The following is a 22380-nucleotide window of genomic DNA, read 5'->3' as shown; positions in this document are numbered from 1 at the left end:
CTGTATTTTTATCCAGTCGAATACAGATGCTAACAGTATTTATGCAGGTTAGAGAGAGACGAAATCGCAAGAAAACAACTTTAGGAATTTATAAAGAAAAGGCGCTGTCGATGCAGCGCCTTGAAGGGGAATTATTTCACCTGATGACCCGGTTTAGCACCGGCATCCGGGCTTAACAGGAAGATATCTTTCCCGCCAGGACCGGCAGCCATCACCATGCCTTCGGAGATACCGAAGCGCATCTTACGCGGCGCCAGGTTAGCCACCATAATGGTGTGACGACCAATCAACGCTTGTGGGTCTGGATAAGCAGAACGAATGCCGGAGAAGACATTGCGTTTTTCACCGCCGAGATCCAGCGTCAGGCGCAGCAGCTTGTCAGAACCTTCAACAAACTCTGCGTTTTCGATCAGCGCCACGCGCAGGTCAACTTTGGCGAAGTCATCAAAGGTGATGGTTTCCTGAATCGGATCGTCTGCCAGCGGGCCAGTAACTGGCGCGGCGGTGGCTTTCACTTCTTCTTTGGATGCTTCCACCAGTGCTTCAACCTGCTTCATGTCGATGCGGTTATACAGTGCTTTGAACGGATTCACTTTATGCGCCAGCAGCGGTTGCTGGATACTATCCCAGGTCAGTTCCGTATTCAGGAATGCTTCTGCACGCTCGGTCAGTTTTGGCAGAACCGGCTTCAGATACGTCATCAGCACACGGAACAGGTTAATACCCATCGAGCAAATCGCCTGCAGGTCAGCATCGCGGCCTTCCTGTTTCGCCACCACCCACGGAGCCTGCTCGTCAACATAGCGGTTAGCCAGGTCAGCCAGCGCCATGATTTCGCGCACAGCTTTACCAAATTCGCGGCTTTCCCACGCTTCGCCAATCACTTCAGCGGCATCGGTAAAGGTTTTGTACAACTGCGGGTCAGCCAGCTCGCTTGCCAGTACGCCGTCAAAACGCTTGTTAATGAAGCCCGCGTTACGGGAGGCCAGGTTAACCACTTTGTTAACGATATCGGCATTCACACGCTGAACAAAATCTTCCAGGTTCAGGTCGATATCATCGATGCGTGAAGAGAGCTTCGCGGTGTAGTAGTAGCGCAGGCTGTCAGCGTCAAAGTGATTCAGCCAGGTGCTGGCTTTAATGAACGTGCCGCGAGATTTGGACATTTTCGCGCCGTTCACCGTTACATAGCCGTGAACAAACAGGTTGGTCGGCTTGCGGAAGTTGCTGCCTTCCAGCATGGCTGGCCAGAACAGGCTGTGGAAGTAAACGATATCTTTACCGATGAAGTGGTACAGCTCGGCGGTGGAATCTTTCTTCCAGTATTCATCGAAGCTGGTGGTATCGCCGCGCTTGTCGCACAGATTCTTGAAGGAACCCATGTAGCCAATCGGCGCATCCAGCCAGACATAGAAGTATTTACCCGGCGCGTTCGGAATTTCAAAACCGAAGTAAGGCGCGTCGCGGGAGATATCCCACTGTTGCAGACCGGATTCAAACCACTCCTGCATTTTGTTTGCCACCTGTTCCTGCAACGCGCCGCTGCGGGTCCATGCCTGCAACATTTCGCTGAAAGAGGGCAGATCAAAGAAGAAGTGTTCGGAATCACGCATTACCGGCGTAGCGCCAGAAACCACCGATTTCGGTTCAATCAGTTCAGTCGGGCTGTAAGTCGCACCGCATACTTCACAGTTATCGCCGTATTGATCTGGCGCTTTACATTTCGGGCAGGTGCCTTTCACAAAACGATCCGGCAGGAACATGCCTTTTTCCGGGTCGTACAACTGAGAGATAGTGCGGTTTTTAATAAAACCGTTCTCTTTCAGGCGAGTGTAAATAAGCTCCGACAACTGGCGGTTCTCTTCGCTGTGCGTCGAGTGATAGTTGTCATAGCTGATATTAAAGCCTGCGAAATCAGTCTGATGCTCCTGACTCATTTCGCCAATCATCTGCTCCGGGGAGATACCGAGTTGCTGAGCTTTCAGCATGATCGGCGTACCGTGCGCATCGTCGGCACAGATGAAGTTGACTTCGTGGCCGCGCATTCGCTGGTAACGGACCCAGACATCAGCCTGGATGTGCTCCAGCATATGGCCGAGGTGGATTGAGCCGTTAGCGTACGGCAGTGCGCACGTCACCAGAATTTTCTTCGCGACTTGAGTCATAGTAGGCATTACTTCTTAGTAGTGAAAAGGGGTTAGATAGTACCAAATGGGAAAATGTTAAGTAAGTACTTATCTATTTTCTTCAGGTAAACTATTTAGCTGATGGTTTATCTATATAAATAAGGAGTCGGGATGAACGAACAATCCCAGGCCAAATCACCAGAAGCCTTGCGCGCAATGGTCGCCGGGACACTGGCTAATTTTCAGCACCCAACCCTGAAGCATAACCTCACCACGCTGAAAGCATTGCATCATGTCGCCTGGATGGACGACACGCTGCATGTGGAACTGGTTATGCCGTTCGTCTGGCATAGCGCGTTCGAAGAGTTAAAAGAGCAATGTAGCGCCGAATTGCTGCGTATCACCGGGGCAAAAGCTATCGACTGGAAACTGTCGCATAGCATTGCCACGCTGAAACGCGTTAAAAATCAGCCGGGAATTAACGGCGTGAAGAACATTATCGCGGTCAGTTCCGGCAAAGGCGGCGTGGGTAAATCCTCCACGGCGGTAAACCTGGCGCTGGCGCTGGCGGCGGAAGGAGCGAAAGTCGGCATTCTGGATGCCGACATTTATGGCCCGTCGATCCCAACCATGCTGGGGGCAGAAAATCAGCGTCCGACCTCGCCGGACGGCACTCACATGGCGCCGATTATGTCTCATGGTCTGGCAACCAACTCGATTGGTTATCTGGTCACTGACGACAACGCGATGGTGTGGCGCGGCCCGATGGCCAGCAAGGCGCTGATGCAAATGTTGCAAGAAACCTTATGGCCCGATCTGGACTATCTGGTGCTTGATATGCCGCCAGGCACCGGTGATATTCAATTGACACTGGCGCAGAATATTCCAGTGACCGGTGCTGTAGTGGTCACTACGCCGCAAGACATCGCATTGATTGATGCGAAAAAAGGCATTGTGATGTTCGAGAAAGTCGAAGTGCCGGTACTGGGCATTGTCGAGAACATGAGCGTGCATATCTGCAGTAATTGTGGTCACCACGAGCCGATTTTTGGCACCGGTGGTGCAGAGAAACTGGCTGAGAAATATCACACGCAGTTGCTGGGTCAGATGCCGTTGCACATTAGCCTGCGTGAAGACCTCGACAAAGGCACACCGACCGTTATCAGCCGTCCGGAGAGCGAATTTACCGCTATCTATCGTCAACTGGCTGACCGCGTTGCTGCCCAGCTCTACTGGCAGGGAGAAGTTATTCCTGGCGAGATCTCCTTCCGCGCAGTCTAACGCGTATTAACCTTTCTGGGTACACTTCATACACCGCAGCAATGTTACATTGATGCGGTGTATTTATTTTTGCAGCTATAATGAACAGCTTTTTTAATGCTGCGAATATTCTGCGGATCTTCGTCCGAAACTGAACAAAGTAGATTGATCGTGCAGGCAATGCCCATTTACCATCCTTCGTGGCTGTGTAGTGGATGTACAGCTATAGTTTGTTATGCACTCAATCTATCCAGGCATAACCTTTACTACAGGGATAACGTTCAATGAATAAGTATTGGCTGTCAGGAATTATTTTTCTCGCCTATGGATTGGCGTCTCCCGCGTTTTCATCAGATACCGCCACATTAACTATCAATGGCAGGATCAGCCCCCCGACATGCAGTATGGATATTGTTAATAGCCAGCCCCAACAGCATTGCGGTCAGGTATTGCAAAGCGTTGATTCCCGGTATCGGATTTCTTCACCGGTAAAAGGCGTCACGACAGAGCTGGTTGCTGCGGGTAATGGGAACAAACGGCAAATCGTTTTAAATCGCTACGATTAAATCTGGCAATATCGGGGTTAAAGAGTTTAGAAAGCTGAAATCATTCATGTGAATGATTTCAGCTTTTTTATTGATATTAAAAATGACAGCTACAGTAATTCGTATTAATTAATAGATTTGATAAATATTTAATACCATTAGCTATTTGTTGCGTTTATATTGCAATGGTTAACTTGCTTTAAATCAATAAAACAATATGTTTACATTGCGGTAACTTTTGAAACGTGAGAAATTTGTTCCCAGGAGATACAGACTCTTAACAACCAAAAATAAATTCTATTAAGGAACATGTTATGAAACGTTCAATTATTGCTGCCGCTGTCTTTTCTTCTTTTTTCATGAGTGCTGAGGTATTTGCTGCTGATGTTGATACCGGGACTTTAACCATTAAAGGGAATATTGCAGAGTCCCCATGTAAATTCGAAGCAGGTGGTGATTCAGTAAGTATTAATATGCCGACTGTACCAACTACTGTCTTTGATGGTAAATCTAAATATTCTACCTATGATGATGCGGTCGGTGTAACCAGTAGCATGTTAAAAATTAGCTGTCCGAAAGAGGTTGCTGGTGTAAAACTTTCGTTGATTACCAACGATAAAATAATTGGCAACGATAAAGCTATAGCCAGTAGTAACGATACCGTGGGCTACTATCTCTATTTAGGTGATAACAGCGATGTCCTGGATGTTTCTGCACCTTTTAATATTGAAAATTATAAAACAGCGGATGGTCAATATGCGATCCCGTTTAAAGCGAAATATCTGAAACTGACAGAAAACTCAGTGCAATCAGGTGATGTAGTATCTTCTTTAGTTATGCGTGTAGCCCAGGATTAATAATTAAATAAATTTGCAAGTTTCTCCAGGTAATAGACATGGCCGCTATCCCCATGGCGGCCTTTTAATTTAAAGAGGAATTAAGATGAAAGGATTATTACCCTTGCTCATCTCTTCGATGGTTTTTCCTGCACATGCCGGAGTTGTTATCTACGGGACACGTATTATTTACCCGGCAGAAAAAAAAGAAGTGATGGTACAGTTGATGAATCAGGGTGATCGCTCTTCGCTGCTTCAGGCGTGGATTGATGATGGTGATACTTCACTCCCACCAGAAAAAATCCAGGTTCCTTTTATGTTAACGCCACCAGTGGCAAAAATAGGGGCAAATTCCGGGCAGCAAGTAAAAATTAAAATCATGCCGAATAAACTGCCCACTAATAAAGAGAGTATTTTTTATCTGAATATTCTGGATATTCCACCAAATAGTCCAGAACAAGAAGGCAAGAATGCACTGAAGTTTGCGATGCAAAACAGAATTAAATTGTTTTATCGACCGGCGGGTATCCCACCGGTAAACAAAGCAATATTTAAAAAATTGCTGGTGAATCGCAGTGGTAATCATTTGGTGATAAAAAATGACTCAGCGAATTGGGTAACGATTTCTGATGTAAAAGCCAATAATGTCAAAGTTAATTATGAAACTATCATGATTGCACCATTAGAAAGTCAGAGCGTTAACGTCAAAAATAATAATGCAAATAGCTGGCATCTGACCATTATTGATGATCATGGCAACTATATTAGTGACAAAATTTAATTGCAGGAGCTGCCTATGTTGAGAATGACCCCACTTGCATCAGCAATCGTTGCGTTATTGCTCGGCATTGAAGCTTATGCGGCTGAAGAAACCTTTGATACCCATTTTATGATGGGGGGAATGAAAGACCAACAGGTTGCTCATATTCGTCTGGATGATAATCAACCTTTGCCTGGCCAATATGAAATCGATATTTATGTTAATAAACAATGGCGCGGTAAATATGAAATTAGCGTTAAAGATAATCCGCAAGAAACGTGTTTATCGAGGGATATTATCAAACGGTTAGGTATTAATACCGATAACTTTGCCAGCGACAAGCAATGTTTAACATTAGAGCAACTTGTTCAGGGGGGGAGTTATGCCTGGGATATCGGCGTTTTTCGTCTCGATTTCAGTGTTCCGCAAGCCTGGGTGGAAGAGCTGGAAAGTGGCTATGTTCCACCGGAAAACTGGGAACGGGGAATTAATGCGGTTTACACCTCTTATTATGTGAGTCAGTATTACAGCGACTATAAAGCGTCGGGAAATAGCAAAAGTACCTATGTACGTTTTAACAGCGGGTTAAATTTTCTGGGGTGGCAACTGCATTCTGATGCCAGTTTTAGCAAAACAGATAACAATATAGGGGAGTGGAAAAGCAATACACTGTATCTGGAACGTGGATTTTCTCAAATTCTCGGCACGCTGCGTATTGGTGATATGTACACGTCAGCCGATATATTTGATTCCGTTCGCTTCAGCGGAGTTCGGTTATTTCGTGATATGCAGATGTTGCCAAACTCGAAGCAAAATTTTACCCCGCGGGTACAGGGGATTGCCCAGAGTAACGCGCTGGTAACTATTGAACAGAACGGTTTTGTCGTTTATCAGAAAGAGGTTCCACCAGGCCCGTTTTCGATTAGTGATTTGCAGTTAGCGGGCGGAGGTGCGGATCTTGATGTGAGTGTTAAGGAAGCCGATGGTTCAGTTACTACATATCTGGTGCCTTATGCGGCAGTACCTAATATGCTGCAACCCGGCGTGTCGAAATATGATTTTGCAGCGGGCCGTAGTCATATTGAAGGTGCGAGCAAGCAAAGTGATTTTGTCCAGGCAGGTTATCAGTATGGTTTTAATAACTTATTGACGCTGTATGGCGGCACGATGATTGCTAATAATTACTACGCGTTTACCCTGGGAACAGGTTGGAACACGCGCATTGGCGCAATTTCAGTCGACGCAACTAAATCGCACAGTAAGCAAGACAATGGTGATGTGTTTGACGGGCAAAGTTATCAAATTGCTTATAACAAATTTTTGAGCCAAACATCGACACGTTTTGGTCTGGCGGCCTGGCGTTATTCGTCGCGTGATTACCGGACGTTTAACGATTATGTGTGGGCAAATAATAAAGATAATTATCGTCGTGATAAAAACGATGTCTATGACATTGCCGATTATTACCAGAATGATTTTGGTCGCAAAAATAGCTTTTCCGCCAATATGAGTCAGTCAATGCCAGAAGGCTGGGGATCTGTGTCATTAAGTACTTTATGGCGGGATTACTGGGGGCGTAGCGGCAGCAGTAAAGATTATCAGTTGAGTTATTCCAATAATTTGCAACGGATAAGCTATACCCTCGCGGCAAGTCAGGCATATGACGAGAATCATCATGAAGAGAAACGCTTTAATATTTTTATATCGATACCCTTTGACTGGGGAGATGACGTTACGACGCCTCGTCGGCAAATATATATGTCTGACTCAACGACGTTTGATGATCAGGGTTTTGCCTCAAATAATACGGGATTATCAGGAACAGTAGGGAGTCGAGATCAGTTCAATTATGGTGTCAACCTGAGTCATCAACATCAGGGAAATGAAACGACAGCAGGTGCGAATTTAACCTGGAACGCGCCTGTGGCGACAGTGAATGGCAGTTATAGTCAGTCGAGTAATTATCGGCAGGCTGGAGCCAGTGTTTCAGGGGGCATTGTCGCCTGGTCGGGTGGCGTTAATCTGGCGAATCGTCTTTCTGAAACTTTTGCCGTGATGCATGCGCCGGGAATTAAAGATGCTTATGTGAATGGGCAAAAATATCGCACCACGAACCGTAATGGTGTCGTGATATACGACGGAATAACTCCTCATCGGGAAAATCACCTGATGCTGGATGTATCGCAAAGTGACAGTGAAACAGAATTACGCGGTAACCGTAAAATTGCCGCCCCTTATCGCGGCGCGGTCGTTCTGGTCAATTTCGACACCGATCAACGCAAACCCTGGTTTATAAAAGCATTAAGAGTGGATGGGCAACCGTTAACATTTGGCTACGAAGTCAATGATATCCACGGTCATAATATTGGCGTTGTCGGCCAGGGAAGTCAGCTTTTTATTCGCACCAATGAAATACCACCAGCGGTTAATGTGGCAATTGATAAGCAACAAGGGCTTTCATGCACAATCACCTTCGGTAAAGAGATTGATGAAAGTAAAAATTATATCTGTCGGTGAGAGGTGGAATATGATTTTCAGAAATGGAATGTTACTAATTTTTATTTTATGGGCTAATTTTACCTGGGCTGGATGTCGTACCACTGCATCATTAAATATTACTGATAGTATTAATGTGGGGGAGATTTTAGCGAATGAGGTTTCCTTTAGTAAAAGTGTCGTGTTTACGGGGATATCTTGTGATACGAGCACGGATAAAATAGTCTATAAAAATATCCAAAGTGATTGGGTTGAAGTTGGACCTTTTGGTAATGGCGAAAAGTTAAAGGTTAAAATAGAGTCTTTAGGTAAAACCAGTGACACGATTGGGAAATCCAGCAATGCGCAGGCAGTATTACCCTATGTGGTTAAAATATCCAAAGGTACACCTGATTTTACTGGAGAAAGAAAACCTACCTGGTTTATTTCAGATACTGTGATTGCAAATATTGGCGGTGAGTCATCTTCATCCATTGACTTTTGGTTGGGCATTTGTAAGACATTGAAGATTAACTGGTGTGTAAGTTATCTCACCAGTAAACTGGCGGGGGATACATTTACGCTTGGGTTAAGTATTTCCTATTATCCTAAAAATACGACCTGTAAGCCTGAAAACACAATAATAAAAGTAGATGATATTGCCTTGTCCCAACTCAGAAGTCAGGGAAAGATTACGGCGAACAGTAAGGAAGGAATAATTACGTTGAAGTGTGATAATCTTTTCGGCGGCACAAAACAAGCATCGCGGAATATGGTCGTATATCTTTCCAGCAGTGACTTAGTTACAGGAAGCAATACAATTTTGCGTGGCAACATAGATAATGGTGTAGGATTTGTTTTGGATCTAAAAGAACCACCAAAAGGGACTGAAGCAGCCATCAAAATTTCTGCTAGCGGCGATCAGGGCGCGGCGACATCATTATGGAAAACAGATAAACCCGGAGCTCCTTTAAATAGCAATATTATTAATATACCTGTCCTGGCCAGTTACTATGTATACGATAAAAATAAAGTTAAATCGGGTGCACTTGAGGCAACTGCACTGATCAACGTGAAATACGACTAATAACAAACAAGACGAGCAAGTGGCTAATAATAAAAAATAATAAGGTGTCTGCATTTCCCCCTCTCTCCGAGGGGGCTTTTTTTAGCGATGATAAAAAATCTCACCGTCGTAGGCTTTAATGATTTTTCCGTCGGTATCATTGATCAGCACATATGCACCGCCCATATAGGTCCAGTGGGTTCCAGCGTCAGGTGCGGGCAAGTTACGCAACTGCCACTGCTTAATGTTGTACTCATCGGTACGGTACATTTCTGGTACGGTGTCACCTGGTTTGAAATGCTTGAAGTCAGCAATGAAACTGCTTAACTCATACTTCGAAATTCCCGAGGCATTGGTCGAACCCGCGGTGGCTGGTGCGGCCCATGCTGCGCTGGTTACCAGCAAAAGCGCACCCAGCAACATCTTATTTTTTATGGTCATATACTCTCCACTTTGGGGATCAGTAAAATCAGTCGCATATCTTTCCTGCCATACAATATAACCGACAAGAGATATTTTGTTAGTGATCCCATGATTTCGTAAAAAGTGTAAATGAAAGGATGCAGCAAAAGCATCCTCATTGAGCGAGAAGTGAGCGGAATAAGCTGATTTAAGAATCATCCTGGGCTAAAGGGATAACGAAGCCCAGGTGATTGTTTTATCTCATAATACCCATAAAGCCATGCACTCCCATATACAATCCGACTAAACCAATTAACAGACTGGAAAAATAGGGGGCACGTTTAGCGAGGGTGTTAAATCCGCTCCAGCGTTTTGCAACCTGCTGAACACTGATTGCTGCGCCAACGCCTACGGTGACCAGCGTTAATGCCAGGCCGATGCTGAAACTGACGACCAGAGTTGCACCCAATGTGAGGGCTTTCAACTGAATGCAAATCAACAACACTGTTATTGCCGCAGGGCAGGGGATAAGCCCGCCGGTTAAGCCAAACAGCAAAATTTGCCAGTTGGTGACCTCTCTACCATCAAAGCGTCGTTTAATGTCACTGGCATGGGCCAGCGCATGAGCATCCTGATACTCGTCGCTCTGACCATGCTCGTGATGGTGATGATGTTCGTGATCATGGTCGTGATGATGTTCATGGTCATGATGGTGATGCTCGTGCATATTCTCAAGCCAGTTTCTTTCACCGCGCCAGGTACGCCAGAACATCCAGAATGCGGTGCCAAGAATGATCACCGCGGAAATCAACTGAAGCCACGGCTCCGCTGACTGCGCAGTAAAGCGTTTGCTGATCACCATCCCGCCAAAGGCAATCAACCAGACCACCGCCGTATGTGAAATAGTTGCCGCCAGTCCAAGCATCACCGCCTGTTTAATGGTGCCTTTAATGGCGATGATAAACGCTGCCATCATCGTTTTTGAGTGCCCTGGCTCCAGCCCATGAAGCGCACCAAGTAAGATGGCGCTGGGGGTGAAAAACCAGGCGTTTCCTTGCTGAAGAAGAGTGGTAAATTCGGTCATGATAATAATTCTTAGTATTAAATCGACGCCCTGATTCTACTCCCCCCCCAGTACATGATACTACCCCCCAGTAGATTAATAGTGCTATGATTTTTCATTATCTTGTTAACCAGGTGTTGCCATGTCTCATACCATCCGTGACAAACAGAAACTGAAAGCGCGCGCCAGTAAGATTCAGGGACAGGTTGTTGCGCTCAAGAAAATGCTCGACGAGCCGCACGAATGTGCTGCCGTACTACAACAGATTGCCGCCATTCGTGGTGCGGTAAACGGCTTGATGCGAGAAGTGATTAAAGGCCATCTGACGGAACACATTGTTCATCAGGGCGATGAATTAAAGCGTGAAGAAGATCTGGATGTCGTTCTGAAGGTGCTGGATTCTTATATAAAATAATTTCACAACGTTATTGTAATATCGCCGTTTTTCCTCGTTTACAACGTGTGCGCGGGGCCTTACCATCCTTATCTGCGATCCATCATCGCAACCAAACGACTCGGGGTGCCCTTCTGCGTGAAGGCTGAGAAATACCCGTATCACCTGATCTGGATAATGCCAGCGTAGGGAAGTCACAGACCATCAGGTCATTGCTTCTTCACGTTATGGCAGGAGCAAACTATGCAAGTCGACCTGCTGAGTTCCGCGCAATCTGCGCGCATGTTACACCTCTTTCACCAACACTCTCCCCTTGTGCATTGCATGACCAATGATGTGGTGCAAACCTTTACTGCCAATACCTTACTGGCGCTCGGTGCATCGCCAGCGATGGTTATCGAAACCGAAGAGGCCAGTCAGTTTGCGGCCATCGCCAGTGCCTTGTTGATTAACGTAGGCACACTGACGCAGCTACGAGCACAAGCGATGCGTGCTGCCGTAGAACAGGCAACACGCTCCCAAACCCCCTGGACGCTTGATCCGGTCGCGGTTGGCGCACTCGAATATCGCCGTCATTTTTGCCACGAACTTTTATCGTTAAAGCCAGCGGCGATACGCGGTAATGCCTCTGAAATTATGGCATTAGCTGGTATCGCCAATGGTGGTCGCGGTGTGGATTCCACCGACGCCACAGCCAACGCGTTACCCGCAGCACAAACACTGGCGAATGAAACCGGGGCTGTCGTCGTGGTCACGGGCGAGGTAGATTATGTTACCGATGGTCGTCGCATCGTTGGCATTCACGGCGGCGATCCGTTAATGACCAAAGTGGTAGGAACTGGTTGTGCATTATCGGCAGTTGTCGCTGCCAGTTGTGCATTACCGGGCGATACGCTGGAAAATGTTGCATCTGCCTGCCACTGGATGAAACAAGCCGGAGAACGTGCGGTCGCCAGAAGCGAAGGGCCGGGTAGTTTTATCCCCCATTTCCTTGATGCGCTCTGGCAACTGACGCAGGAGGTGTAGGCATGAAACGGGTTAACGCTCTGACGATTGCCGGTACTGATCCGAGTGGTGGTGCGGGGATTCAGGCCGATCTTAAAACTTTCTCGGCACTTGGCGCTTATGGTTGTTCGGTAATCACCGCACTGGTGGCGCAAAATACCCGCGGTGTACAGTCGGTGTATCGCATTGAGCCTGACTTTGTTGCCGCACAACTCGACTCAGTGTTCAGCGATGTGCGAATCGATACCACCAAAATCGGCATGCTGGCAGAGACGGATATTGTTGAAGCGGTGGCAGAACGGCTGCAACGTTACCAGATCCAAAACGTGGTGCTGGATACCGTTATGCTGGCTAAAAGCGGTGATCCGCTGCTTTCACCTTCGGCGGTTGCCACGCTACGCAGTCAATTATTGCCGCAGGTTTCATTAATTACCCCAAATTTACCGGAGGCTGCTGCTTTACTCGATTCTCCACACGCGCGTAATGAACAGGAAATGCTGGAGCAAGGGCGTGAATTATTGGCGATGGGCTGTGGTGCCGTGTTGATGAAAGGTGGTCATCTGGATGATGAGCAAAGCCCGGACTGGTTGTTTACCCGCGACGGCGAACAACGGTTTACCGCACCGCGTATTATGACCAAAAACACGCATGGCACTGGTTGTACATTATCTGCGGCGCTGGCAGCGCTGCGTCCGCGTCACACGAATTGGGCTGACACCGTACAGGAAGCAAAAAGCTGGCTATCAGCGGCGTTAGCCCAGGCCGACACGCTGGAAGTTGGCCACGGGAATGGTCCGGTTCACCACTTTCACGCCTGGTGGTGAGCATCATACTATAGCTGCTTTGGCATTTTTCAGCGTGTTCGCGCTGAAATTCAGGGATGAAACCAATGCAGCTAAAAATAGCCAGTCGAAAAAAATTCACTGCCTTGTTCTGCGCTCTGGGGCTAATTTCCATCGTGGCGATTTATCCTCGTCAGACGGTGAATTTTTTCTGGTCGACAGCAATTCAGATTAAAGACTACATCCACTTTTATGGTTATCGCCCGGTCAAATCTTTTGCTATTCGAATCCCTGCCAATTACACCATTCATGGTATTGATGTTTCACGCTGGCAGGCGCGGATCGACTGGCAACGTGTCGCAAAAATGCGCGACAACGGTATCCGCTTACAGTTTGCTTTTATTAAGGCTACGGAAGGCGAAAATCTGGTAGACCCGTATTTCTCGCGTAACTGGCGTCAAAGCCACAAAAATGGCTTATTGCGCGGGGCATATCACTATTTTTCTCCGTCGGTCTCAGCTTCCGTTCAGGCGCGATTATTTCTGCAAACGGTGGATTTCTCACAAGGCGATCTGCCAGCGGTGCTGGACGTAGAAGAACGTGGGAAATTATCGGCAAAAGAATTACGCAAGCGGGTAAGTCAGTGGCTAAAAATGGTTGAAAAGAGCACGGGCAAAAAGCCGATTATTTATGCGGGGGCGACGTTTTATCACACGAATCTGGCGGGATATTTCAATGAATACCCGTGGTGGGTGGCCCATTATTATCAACGACGCCCGGACAATGACGGCCAGGCCTGGCATTTCTGGCAGCATTCCGACCGTGGACAGGTGGATGGCGTAAATGGTCCGGTGGATTTTAATGTGTTTAATGGCACGGTGGAGGAGCTGCAGGCATTTGTTGATGGCATTAAAGAAACGCCTTAAATAACCAGCAGTGATATACTTCCTCCAGACTCATCGCCTGGAAAAAGACAAATGGAACAAGCGCATACCCAGCTTATCGCTCAACTGAACGAACGTATTTTAGCGGCGGACAACACGCCGCTTTATATTAAGTTTGCCGAAACGGTAAAAAATGCCGTGCGCAGTGGGGGGCTGGAGCATGGAAATATTTTGCCCGGCGAGCGTGATTTAAGTCAGTTAACCGGCGTTTCGCGCATTACGGTGCGCAAGGCGATGCAGGCGCTGGAAGAAGAGGGAGTGGTGACGCGTTCGCGTGGCTACGGAACGCAGATCAACAACATCTTCGAATACTCGTTGAAAGAAGCGCGAGGTTTTTCTCAGCAGGTGGTGTTGCGTGGGAAAAAACCCGATACGTTGTGGGTTAATAAGCGAGTGGTAAAGTGTCCCGAAGAAGTTGCACAGCAACTGGCGATTGCCGCGGGCAGCGATGTCTTCTTGCTTAAGCGTATTCGCTATGTGGATGAAGAAGCGGTATCGATAGAAGAGTCGTGGGTTCCAGTGCATTTAATTCATGATGTTGATGCCATCGGTATTTCTCTCTATGACTATTTCCGCAGTCAGCGTATCTTTCCCCTGCGCACCCGTTCCCGCGTTAGCGCCCGAATGCCGGATGCCGAGTTTCAGTCACATATTCAGTTAGATAGCAAAATACCGGTGCTGGTGATCAAGCAAGTGGCGCTTGACCAACAGCAACGGCCTATTGAGTACAGCATCAGCCACTGTCGCAGCGATCTATACATTTTTGTGTGTGAGGAGTAGTTCTTCGCGCGTTGGCGCGCAATCACCGCCGCGATGTCCGACAACCCACGACGCTACCGCATTGCCCAGCAATACGGCGTCTGCCAGTGGGAGACCGGAGGCCAGTCCGGCAAGCACGCCACCAGCATGGCTATCACCTGCGCCAATAGTGTCCACGACTTGCGTTGGAAATGCCGGAACGCAATCAGAAGCGTTGTTGCTGAAATACCACGCGCCTTCTTTATCGAGACGAACGATCAGCGGCGCGGCAAATTTCTCCTGCCATTGCGTGCCAAGCATTGTGATATTTGCGGATAAAGCAAAACGTTCGGCGGCAATCTCAGCTTCCTGGCGATTGAGCGACACCAGTGGCCGACAGGCCATGATGCGCGCAAGCAATGCATCCGGGATATCGTCAATCCGCGGGCCGAAATCAATAAACGGCGTCACGTCTTGCAGTCCTTCCAGCCATTCCACTAACAATTCGCCACAGGGCGAGGCCAGTTGATAACCGGAAAAATAGAGCAGGCTATCTGGTGCAACGGTTAATCGCGTCAGCCACTGGCTATTCCACTGATTTTCCACACCGCTGAACGACATAAAGGTACGTTCACCATCAGGTTCAACCAGCGCCAGACACCAGCCGTTATCGCCTTCGGCGTTATCGAGCAGGCTGAGCAATCCCTCTTTTGCCATCCGGTTACGAATAATCTCCGACCACACCCCCTGACCGAGCGGCAGGGCGTTATCCGCTTCTATACCGAGACGTTTTAACGTCACGGCAATGTTCAGCGCACAGCCGCCAACATTTACGCTCTGCTGTTTCAGTTCGATATCGCACCCGCGCCAGGGCAGGGCGTAAGCGTCAGCGATCACATCAATGACAGCCGCACCGACAACCATCACCGGTTGACGCGTAGTTAATTGCGACAGCAGCGTGTGTAACCTGGTGCCGCTCATACCGCCTCCCGTTGTTGGCGATACTTCGCCAGCGCCGTGGCATAGCGGTTGAAATCAAGCTGATTAACCGCATCCAGCTCAGCCTTTAATGCCGGATCGATAGCATTTACGCCATGCAATGCGCCACAAATCGCCGTCGCCATAGCGCCGATGGTGTCAGTGTCACCACCAAGATTGGCGCACAGAATAGCGCAGCGGTTCGGATCGGTTTGTGCCAGTTCAACCAGCGCAATGGCGCACGGAACGGACTCAATAGTGCTGGTGCCTGCGCCAATCACTTGATATAGCTGTTCGCTGGCAGATTCGGTGCCGTCGGCGTGACGAACGATTTTTAGTGCAATCTCCAGACGTGCCGCCAGTGAGGCGCTGAAGGTAGTGATGCGTTTTTGTTGAGCATGTCGCGCAATCGAGGGTAGAGAATCAACAATCGCTGACCAGCTTTCGCCGTCAATGGCACGAGAAATCGCCCATGCAATAACCACCGCCCCCGCAATCGCCAGATCGGATTTATGGGTCGGGCTGGACGCCAGCGCCACATCATCAATAAAGGAATCAACATCACGCGCCGGGAGTAAACACCCCAATGGTGAGACGCGCATCGCCGCACCGTTAGTCACGCCATTGTTTTCCAGTTCAGCGACGGGTTTACCGTCGCGAATGGCGTTAAGCGCAATTTTTGAGGTCGGGCCAAGCACGTTTTTGTTGAAGGCGTCGAAACGCAGTGCCCAGTCGAGGATTTTACGCCCAATCAGATCCGGGTCGATCTCGCCTTCGCGTTCCAGCAACGCATCCGCCAGGCACAGCGCCATCGAGGTGTCGTCGGTAAACTCGGCGCGGTTAAAATAGCAGGCCGCGTTATTCTCCTTTGGGCCGGGCAGAAAACGGTCAATCCAGCCAAAATGCGCTTTGACGCGGCTGCGCGGCCAAAGCTCGGAGGGCATCCCCATCGCATCCCCTAACGCCTGCCCGTAAAGAGCACCGAGAATACGTTCTGTTTTCATTTTGCTTCCCCTTGTGTCAACGCAATATCGCGATCATCGACCCTAATAGCCGTAATTTCGTTGTCGGATTCGCGGAAAAAAATCATGAACAGCACGGCGATAATGGCAATCATCACCGCACCGAAAGTCCATATCCCGGCCCAGTTGAAGGTCAGCCCGTTGACTGGTTCCTGATAAGCGAACATCATTTCCATCATTACGCCGCCAAGACGATAGCCGAGCAAACTACCGAAACCCTGGCAGCAGAGCGTAATCAACCCCTGCGCGGCAGTACGCATGTGCACGGGGGCTTTTTTGTCGACATAGATGTATGCGGTAACGTAGTAAAAATCGTAACTTACGCCGTGCAGCAAAATGCCGAGGAACAATAGTGCGTAGGTGAAATATTCATCCGCGCTGCCGTAAATAAAGAAGCCATAACGAATCGCAGCGGTGACCAGACCAAGTAATAATACCTTTTTGATACCAAATCGTTTGGTGAAAAACGGCAATGCCAGCATAAAGAAGATTTCAGAGAACTGGCCGAGCGTCATCCAGCCGGTCGCGTTTTTCATACCGACTTCGGTCAGATAACCGTTGGCAAAGATGTAATAGAACGCCAGCGGCATAGCAAACAGGAATGAACAGAAGAAAAAGACGAGGAAGTTTTTATCGCGCAGCAGGATCAGTGCATCCAGGCCAAGCATGACTTTAATATCCATTTTGCCAGTGCTTTTTGGTGGTGTGTCGGGTAGGAAACATGCAAACACACCGAGCAGAGCAGAACTTCCGGCGGTAATCAGCAGCGGAATATTAGTCGGTGAGATATCGGCATAACCCAGCATTTGCGGCAAGAATCCACATGCCAGACCAGAGGCAATCCAGCCGATAGTACCCATCACACGAATGCGTGGGAAATCACGTTCCACATCCGGCACGTTGGCAAAGGCGATGCTATTAGTCAGTGCAATGGTCGGCATATAGGTTAGCGAGTAGGCCAGCAGTAACGGGAAGAATCCGGCAAAAGTGGTCTGTTGCGCAGCGAAATACATCAGCACTGCACCAGCGAACATCAATACAGCCAGCACTTTCTGCGCCGAGAAAAAGCGGTCAGTGATGGAGCCAACCAGAATAGGGGACAGGATCGCCGCTATGGCGGTACAGGCATACGACCAGCTAATTTCTCCGGCACTAAACCCGCTTTTACTTAACCACAGCCACAATGGTACAAACCACGCGCCCCAGATAAACCATTCAACAAACATCATGAACGACAGCTTTGCTGTTGTTTTCATCTTTTGATTCCTTCATGACAGGTAATGTAAGGTACGCGATGACAATACCATTTGATGATACCTTTTAAATACCTTTGTGGTGAAATCTTGACCGCGGTAACACTTTTTCTGATGAGTCGTGCCAACAGGAAACGCTGAAAAAACAGCCGAAAGATGGAAAAAATAGCTCATAACGACCAGGATTATAATTGCCCGCAAAAGGTGGGCCAGGACAATCCATAGCCGATATCCAATCGGAATTTACGGGAGCATAGTAATGACAGATATTGCGCAGTTGCTTGGCAAAGATGCCGACAACCTTTTACAGCATCGTTGTATGACTATTCCTTCTGACCAGCTTTATCTCCCCGGACATGACTACGTAGACCGCGTGATGATTGACAATAATCGTCCGCCAGCGGTGCTGCGTAATATGCAGACGCTGTATAACACCGGGCGTCTGGCCGGAACCGGGTATCTTTCTATTCTGCCGGTTGACCAGGGGGTCGAGCACTCCGCGGGGGCTTCATTTGCTGCTAACCCGCTCTATTTCGACCCGAAAAACATTGTTGAACTGGCGATAGAAGCGGGCTGTAACTGTGTGGCGTCAACTTATGGCGTGCTGGCATCGGTATCGCGGCGTTACGCTCACCGCATTCCATTCCTCGTCAAACTCAACCACAACGAGACGCTAAGTTACCCAAACACCTACGATCAAACGCTGTATGCCAGTGTAGAGCAGGCGTTCAACATGGGAGCAGTGGCAGTTGGCGCGACCATCTATTTTGGCTCGCAAGAGTCACGTCGGCAGATTGAAGAAATTTCTGCGGCCTTTGAACGTGCACATGAGCTGGGCATGGTGACCGTGCTGTGGGCTTATTTGCGCAACTCCGCCTTTAAGAAAGAGGGCATCGATTACCATGTTTCCGCTGACCTGACCGGTCAGGCGAACCATCTGGCGGCGACCATTGGCGCGGATATTGTCAAACAAAAAATGGCGGAGAATAACGGCGGCTATAAAGCGATTAATTACGGTTATACCGACGATCGCGTTTACAGCAAGTTAACCAGCGAAAACCCGATTGACCTGGTGCGTTATCAGTTAGCTAACTGTTATATGGGCCGCGCAGGGCTGATTAACTCCGGCGGTGCCGCGGGCGGTGAAACCGACCTTAGCGATGCGGTGCGTACTGCGGTTATCAACAAACGCGCGGGCGGAATGGGGCTGATTCTCGGGCGTAAAGCGTTCAAGAAATCGATGGCCGACGGCGTGAAACTGATTAACGCCGTGCAGGACGTTTATCTCGATAGCAAAATTACGATTGCCTGATACGCTTCATTTATCTGGCCTGCGAACAACACACCTCCCGTAGGCCGGATAAGGCGTTCGCACCGCATCCGGCAAAAATTGATGTACCCCTGTTCAGGAGAGAATAAATTTTTGACTAGCGCAATAACGGGCAGTCCGGCGGTAATCGACAACGCAACGCCGCCGGAAGTATTTCTATATGAAAACGTTGGCCACTTAATGGTTCGCCATCAAGGTTAAAGGTGATTTCATGCGGCGCTTGTATCTCGAACCACGCCGAAGCGCCTTCAACAATATTCGGGTTTTCTTCATCAGGTTTTAAGGTTGAGAAGAGAGCGGGAAGAATTTCGTCACCGGTGAAAATACGCAGTTGCAATAACCCATCGTTAATCAGCGCATTCGGGCACAGTTGCTGACCGCCACCGGCCTGACGCCCGTTGCCAATACCAATAACCAGCGCATCGCCTTGCCAGTGAAAATTTTCACCACGGATTTCGCAGCGGTCCGGTTGCAACGTATCCATGCGCATTAAGCCGTGAATGATGTAAGAGACGCCACCCAGCGCGGCTTTTAATTTCTCCGGTGTTTCGGTGGTAATGCGCGTACCAAATCCGCCCGTCGCCATGTTGATAAAACAGGTTTGTTTGTTGACCTGCGCCATATCAATCGCAATGGCGTTACCGGCAATTGCCAGTTTAAGTGCCTTATCCAGCGCTTCAGGAATACCCACACTGGTGGCAAAATCGTTCGCTGTACCTAGCGGCAATATTCCCAAAGCAGGAATGTCATCACCTTCGCACTGAATCAATGCCGTGGAGACTTCATTAATAGTGCCATCTCCACCTCCGGCAATTACCGTTGCAACGCCAAGCTGACGGGCTTCAGCAACATAACGCGCGGCATCATCTTTCTCCCAGGTGGTTCGTACATGGATCGTCATTCCTTCTTCACGCAACAGCATAATCGCTTCGCGCAATATCTCATTGCCAGCACTTTTGCCGTTAAGAATCAGTAAGCTGGCGGGAAAATCTGCCATGGTCGTCTGCCTTTATGATTGGTCTGTAGATAGTGTAGAGCAGAAAAGAAAAGGCGGAGTCAGAACAGGATGAAAGCGTGGTACAAAAAAATAAGCCCGTGTAAGGGAGATTACACAGGCTAAGGAGGTGGTTCCTGGTACAGCTAGCATTTTATGGGTTATGTTTTTCAGCGAAACAGATAATAACCTTAATAAATGCAGCCGTATGTGATCGGTTTCTAAGAATTTTCTATCCGGGAAAAATAATCGAAATGAATCACTTACCGTGCGGGTTACGCGTGGTTTCCCCGGAGAAATTACGCATCAGCAGTGCGTAATTCAGCTCGAGATCCTGCGGAACCGGGAGCCACACGGTATAGCCATCGCCAGGCGCGACCGGCATCGCTTCACCTTTGGCGTTTTCCATGTGCTCAAGGGTAAAGTTGATATTGCCCTGTGGCGTCATCAGTTCCAGGCTGTCGCCAACGGAGAATTTATTTTTCACCGCTACGGCTGCCAGAGAGCCTTTACGCTCACCGGTAAACTCTCCAACAAACTGCTGGCGGTCAGAAACGGAATAACCGTATTCGTAGTTCTGGTAATCGTCGTGAGTATGACGACGCAGGAAACCTTCGGTGTAACCACGATGCGCCAGGCCTTCCAGTGTTTCCAGCAGGCTGGTGTCGAACGGTTTGCCCGCAGCGGCGTCATCGATAGCTTTACGATAAACCTGCGCGGTACGTGCACAATAGTAGAAAGATTTAGTGCGGCCTTCGATTTTCAGCGAATGCACGCCCATTTTGGTCAGGCGTTCAACGTGGGCGATGGCGCGCAGATCTTTCGAGTTCATGATGTAAGTGCCGTGCTCATCTTCAAACGCGGTCATATACTCGCCCGGGCGCTGGGCTTCTTCGATCATAAACACTTTGTCGGTTGGCGCACCGATACCCAGCGTCGGCTCGACGTTTTGCACCGGAATCGGCTCGTATTTGTGTACGATGTTGCCAACGTCATCTTCTTTCCCTTCCTGCACGTTGTACTCCCAACGGCAGGCGTTGGTGCAGGTGCCCTGGTTTGGATCGCGTTTGTTGATGTAGCCAGAGAGCAGGCAGCGGCCGGAGTAGGCCATGCACAGCGCGCCGTGAACGAAGATTTCAAGCTCCATATCCGGAACCTGATTGCGGATCTCTTCAATCTCTTCCAGCGACAGCTCGCGGGAGAGGATCACGCGGGTCAACCCCATTTGCTGCCAGAATTTCACCGTCGCCCAGTTTACGGCGTTGGCCTGCACGGAAAGGTGGATCGGCATTTCAGGGAAGTGTTCACGCACCAGCATAATCAGCCCCGGATCGGACATAATCAGTGCGTCCGGCCCCATTTCCACCACCGGTTTCAGATCACGGATAAAGGTTTTTAGCTTGGCATTGTGTGGCGCAATGTTGACCACGACATAAAACTTTTTCCCCAGCGCGTGGGCTTCATTGATGCCGAGCTGGAGATTTTCGTGGTTAAATTCGTTGTTGCGCACACGCAGGGAGTAACGCGGTTGCCCCGCATAAACAGCATCTGCGCCATAAGCGAAAGCGTAACGCATATTTTTCAGCGTTCCCGCCGGGGAAAGGAGTTCCGGTTTAAACATAATTCTCTCGTTCTGATGACAGGTCAGATCCGCTTCACCTGATGAAGCGGTTAGGGGAGTGTCCCCACTTTAAGGGCGGGCATTGTAGCGCAATCGGTGGGGGTGGCTCCAGTGCAAATGTCTGGTCGCGTCCTGGTTTTGGTAAGGATACGAATAACGATAATTTCTTCGGCACTTGCAGGAAATAAATAACGTGGCGTTCAAAAAGAAGAACAAAAATTCTTTCACCTGATATGAAACTTATCCTCCCATTATTTTAATGGCGCGGCTTGATCCTTAGCATCAATAAGTAAGTGTTTATTAGAAATAAAGCCGGGCGCGTTATCCGCGCCCGGCATAACAATTAAGTCTTATCTTTCACAGTCTGGCTTACGCCATTGTTTTTTACTGAGGCAATTCCGATTTCGCGTGATTGAGCGGTGGCGTACATTTGACTGGAGCCGATTATCTGATGATTAGCGGCTTTCAGATTGAAATAAAATTTGCCGTTGCTCGCTGTTTTTTTCTCATAGCGTTCATCCTGCGGGCTGTTGCTTTGCACAGAGGCAATGCCCTTTTCCGCAGCGGCTTTTGAGGTATACAGTTCGCTGGTGAGAATAGTCTCACCGTTACCCGCTTTTAACACAAACCGGAACTGATTATCACTGCTCTTATTGAGTTCAAACCAACCAGCCATAATGACTCCTTGATTGAAATTGCGTATTGAAAACAGTATGTAACGATTTAAGTATGGGTGATATTCATAAGGTTGCCAATCAGGGGAATACCCCCCTAAAGGAGCTGTCT

At 48.6% G+C, this 22380-nt stretch carries 21 protein-coding genes and 1 riboswitch; of the genes, 12 read left to right on the top strand and 9 right to left on the bottom strand.

The features are described from left to right. Positions 1-131: 131 nt before the first annotated feature. Positions 132-2165: a methionine--tRNA ligase gene (gene metG / locus C0K55_RS00265; RefSeq protein WP_105263665.1), complete on the bottom strand. Its 2034-nt coding sequence runs from the start codon at positions 2163-2165 to the stop codon at positions 132-134. 132 nt (positions 2166-2297) lie between these two features. On the opposite strand from metG, the gene apbC reads away from it, so the two are divergent. The 6 genes from apbC to C0K55_RS00235 all read left to right on the top strand — a co-directional run bounded on the left by apbC (position 2298) and on the right by C0K55_RS00235 (position 9089). Continuing rightward, entirely contained in the window at positions 2298-3407 is a 1110-nt protein-coding gene (gene apbC / locus C0K55_RS00260) for an iron-sulfur cluster carrier protein ApbC (protein WP_001005460.1), read from the top strand. A 263-nt stretch (positions 3408-3670) separates the two neighbouring features. Continuing rightward, entirely contained in the window at positions 3671-3952 is a 282-nt protein-coding gene (locus tag C0K55_RS00255; protein ID WP_105266137.1) for a DUF2574 family protein, read from the top strand. A gap of 293 nt (positions 3953-4245) precedes the next feature. After that, a complete protein-coding gene (locus C0K55_RS00250) occupies positions 4246-4788 on the top strand; it encodes a fimbrial protein (protein ID WP_085449070.1) in 543 nt (180 codons plus the stop codon). An 85-nt stretch (positions 4789-4873) separates the two neighbouring features. Then, positions 4874-5548 carry a fimbria/pilus periplasmic chaperone gene (locus C0K55_RS00245; protein ID WP_000677379.1) on the top strand — a complete coding sequence of 225 codons (675 nt, stop codon included), beginning with the start codon at positions 4874-4876 and terminating at the stop codon, positions 5546-5548. 15 nt (positions 5549-5563) lie between these two features. Next, a complete protein-coding gene (locus tag C0K55_RS00240) occupies positions 5564-8044 on the top strand; it encodes a fimbrial biogenesis outer membrane usher protein (protein WP_105266138.1) in 2481 nt (826 codons plus the stop codon). 10 nt (positions 8045-8054) lie between these two features. Then, entirely contained in the window at positions 8055-9089 is a 1035-nt protein-coding gene (locus C0K55_RS00235; RefSeq protein ID WP_001516675.1) for a fimbrial protein, read from the top strand. An 81-nt stretch (positions 9090-9170) separates the two neighbouring features. Here the strand turns inward: C0K55_RS00235 and rcnB are convergent, their stop codons facing one another. Together rcnB and rcnA are read right to left on the bottom strand one after the other, a co-directional pair. Then, complete coding sequence (gene rcnB / locus C0K55_RS00230) at positions 9171-9509, bottom strand: Ni(II)/Co(II) efflux transporter accessory subunit RcnB (protein ID WP_000153060.1); 339 nt, start codon at positions 9507-9509, stop codon at positions 9171-9173. 217 nt (positions 9510-9726) lie between these two features. After that, complete coding sequence (gene rcnA, locus C0K55_RS00225; RefSeq protein ID WP_105266139.1) at positions 9727-10554, bottom strand: nickel/cobalt efflux protein RcnA; 828 nt, start codon at positions 10552-10554, stop codon at positions 9727-9729. A 121-nt stretch (positions 10555-10675) separates the two neighbouring features. Here rcnA and rcnR point away from each other — a divergent pair, with 121 nt between their 5' ends. The 5 genes from rcnR (at position 10676) to C0K55_RS00200 (ending at position 14438) form a co-directional block, all read left to right on the top strand. Continuing rightward, a complete protein-coding gene (gene rcnR / locus C0K55_RS00220) occupies positions 10676-10948 on the top strand; it encodes a Ni(II)/Co(II)-binding transcriptional repressor RcnR (protein ID WP_000019944.1) in 273 nt (90 codons plus the stop codon). A 91-nt stretch (positions 10949-11039) separates the two neighbouring features. Then, a riboswitch (TPP riboswitch) is annotated at positions 11040-11136 on the top strand. 34 nt (positions 11137-11170) lie between these two features. Continuing rightward, on the top strand, positions 11171-11953 hold the full coding sequence (gene thiM / locus C0K55_RS00215) for a hydroxyethylthiazole kinase (protein WP_105266140.1): 783 nt from the start codon (positions 11171-11173) through the stop codon (positions 11951-11953). A 2-nt stretch (positions 11954-11955) separates the two neighbouring features. Further along, entirely contained in the window at positions 11956-12756 is an 801-nt protein-coding gene (gene thiD, locus C0K55_RS00210; protein ID WP_016248946.1) for a bifunctional hydroxymethylpyrimidine kinase/phosphomethylpyrimidine kinase, read from the top strand. Positions 12757-12821: 65 nt separating this feature from the next. After that, positions 12822-13640 carry a glycoside hydrolase family 25 protein gene (locus tag C0K55_RS00205; protein WP_016262131.1) on the top strand — a complete coding sequence of 273 codons (819 nt, stop codon included), beginning with the start codon at positions 12822-12824 and terminating at the stop codon, positions 13638-13640. Positions 13641-13691: 51 nt separating this feature from the next. Next, positions 13692-14438 carry a GntR family transcriptional regulator gene (locus C0K55_RS00200; RefSeq protein WP_105266141.1) on the top strand — a complete coding sequence of 249 codons (747 nt, stop codon included), beginning with the start codon at positions 13692-13694 and terminating at the stop codon, positions 14436-14438. On the opposite strand, the gene C0K55_RS00195 is transcribed toward C0K55_RS00200, so the two are convergent. From C0K55_RS00195 to C0K55_RS00185, 3 genes are read right to left on the bottom strand one after another with little or no spacing between them, the layout of a single operon-like run. After that, complete coding sequence (locus C0K55_RS00195; RefSeq protein WP_001516672.1) at positions 14412-15377, bottom strand: carbohydrate kinase family protein; 966 nt, start codon at positions 15375-15377, stop codon at positions 14412-14414. The genes C0K55_RS00200 and C0K55_RS00195 overlap by 27 nt on opposite strands. Beyond that, complete coding sequence (locus tag C0K55_RS00190; RefSeq protein WP_000846195.1) at positions 15374-16378, bottom strand: ADP-ribosylglycohydrolase family protein; 1005 nt, start codon at positions 16376-16378, stop codon at positions 15374-15376. The genes C0K55_RS00195 and C0K55_RS00190 overlap by 4 nt, the downstream gene beginning before the upstream one ends. Next, complete coding sequence (locus tag C0K55_RS00185) at positions 16375-17652, bottom strand: nucleoside permease (RefSeq protein ID WP_001516671.1); 1278 nt, start codon at positions 17650-17652, stop codon at positions 16375-16377. Before C0K55_RS00185 ends, C0K55_RS00190 begins: the two co-directional genes overlap by 4 nt. Before the next feature lie 256 nt (positions 17653-17908). Here C0K55_RS00185 and fbaB point away from each other — a divergent pair, with 256 nt between their 5' ends. Further along, the gene (gene fbaB, locus C0K55_RS00180) at positions 17909-18961 is read left to right on the top strand and encodes a class I fructose-bisphosphate aldolase (RefSeq protein ID WP_000129564.1); all 1053 of its coding nucleotides are present in this window, start codon (positions 17909-17911) and stop codon (positions 18959-18961) included. 115 nt (positions 18962-19076) lie between these two features. Here the strand turns inward: fbaB and yegS are convergent, their stop codons facing one another. The 3 genes from yegS to C0K55_RS00165 form a co-directional block, all read right to left on the bottom strand. Further along, on the bottom strand, positions 19077-19976 hold the full coding sequence (gene yegS, locus C0K55_RS00175) for a lipid kinase YegS (RefSeq protein ID WP_000753102.1): 900 nt from the start codon (positions 19974-19976) through the stop codon (positions 19077-19079). Positions 19977-20232: 256 nt separating this feature from the next. Further along, on the bottom strand, positions 20233-21594 hold the full coding sequence (gene trhP, locus C0K55_RS00170) for a prephenate-dependent tRNA uridine(34) hydroxylase TrhP (RefSeq protein ID WP_000476033.1): 1362 nt from the start codon (positions 21592-21594) through the stop codon (positions 20233-20235). Between the two features lie 343 nt (positions 21595-21937). Continuing rightward, complete coding sequence (locus tag C0K55_RS00165) at positions 21938-22270, bottom strand: YegP family protein (RefSeq protein ID WP_001516646.1); 333 nt, start codon at positions 22268-22270, stop codon at positions 21938-21940. Between the last annotated feature and the right edge of the window lie 110 nt (positions 22271-22380).

It is taken from the genome of Escherichia sp. MOD1-EC6098, assembly GCF_002965865.1.
GTDB classification, from domain to species: domain Bacteria; phylum Pseudomonadota; class Gammaproteobacteria; order Enterobacterales; family Enterobacteriaceae; genus Escherichia; species Escherichia marmotae.
The sequence above is the reverse complement of the archived record's forward strand: the minus strand, read 5'-3'. Positions and strand labels throughout refer to the sequence as shown.

Coding starts and splice junctions, on each gene's coding strand:
- C0K55_RS00235 (WP_001516675.1), top strand. CDS start 8,055: ATGATTTTCAGAAATGGAATGTTACTAATTTTTATTTTATGGGCTAAT.
- trhP (WP_000476033.1), bottom strand. CDS start 21,594: ATGTTTAAACCGGAACTCCTTTCCCCGGCGGGAACGCTGAAAAATATG.
- yegS (WP_000753102.1), bottom strand. CDS start 19,976: ATGGCAGATTTTCCCGCCAGCTTACTGATTCTTAACGGCAAAAGTGCT.
- rcnB (WP_000153060.1), bottom strand. CDS start 9,509: ATGACCATAAAAAATAAGATGTTGCTGGGTGCGCTTTTGCTGGTAACC.
- fbaB (WP_000129564.1), top strand. CDS start 17,909: ATGACAGATATTGCGCAGTTGCTTGGCAAAGATGCCGACAACCTTTTA.
- rcnA (WP_105266139.1), bottom strand. CDS start 10,554: ATGACCGAATTTACCACTCTTCTTCAGCAAGGAAACGCCTGGTTTTTC.
- C0K55_RS00195 (WP_001516672.1), bottom strand. CDS start 15,377: ATGAGCGGCACCAGGTTACACACGCTGCTGTCGCAATTAACTACGCGT.
- apbC (WP_001005460.1), top strand. CDS start 2,298: ATGAACGAACAATCCCAGGCCAAATCACCAGAAGCCTTGCGCGCAATG.
- C0K55_RS00240 (WP_105266138.1), top strand. CDS start 5,564: ATGTTGAGAATGACCCCACTTGCATCAGCAATCGTTGCGTTATTGCTC.
- thiD (WP_016248946.1), top strand. CDS start 11,956: ATGAAACGGGTTAACGCTCTGACGATTGCCGGTACTGATCCGAGTGGT.
- thiM (WP_105266140.1), top strand. CDS start 11,171: ATGCAAGTCGACCTGCTGAGTTCCGCGCAATCTGCGCGCATGTTACAC.
- C0K55_RS00255 (WP_105266137.1), top strand. CDS start 3,671: ATGAATAAGTATTGGCTGTCAGGAATTATTTTTCTCGCCTATGGATTG.
- C0K55_RS00250 (WP_085449070.1), top strand. CDS start 4,246: ATGAAACGTTCAATTATTGCTGCCGCTGTCTTTTCTTCTTTTTTCATG.
- C0K55_RS00205 (WP_016262131.1), top strand. CDS start 12,822: ATGCAGCTAAAAATAGCCAGTCGAAAAAAATTCACTGCCTTGTTCTGC.
- C0K55_RS00190 (WP_000846195.1), bottom strand. CDS start 16,378: ATGAAAACAGAACGTATTCTCGGTGCTCTTTACGGGCAGGCGTTAGGG.
- C0K55_RS00245 (WP_000677379.1), top strand. CDS start 4,874: ATGAAAGGATTATTACCCTTGCTCATCTCTTCGATGGTTTTTCCTGCA.
- C0K55_RS00165 (WP_001516646.1), bottom strand. CDS start 22,270: ATGGCTGGTTGGTTTGAACTCAATAAGAGCAGTGATAATCAGTTCCGG.
- C0K55_RS00200 (WP_105266141.1), top strand. CDS start 13,692: ATGGAACAAGCGCATACCCAGCTTATCGCTCAACTGAACGAACGTATT.
- metG (WP_105263665.1), bottom strand. CDS start 2,165: ATGACTCAAGTCGCGAAGAAAATTCTGGTGACGTGCGCACTGCCGTAC.
- C0K55_RS00185 (WP_001516671.1), bottom strand. CDS start 17,652: ATGAAAACAACAGCAAAGCTGTCGTTCATGATGTTTGTTGAATGGTTT.
- rcnR (WP_000019944.1), top strand. CDS start 10,676: ATGTCTCATACCATCCGTGACAAACAGAAACTGAAAGCGCGCGCCAGT.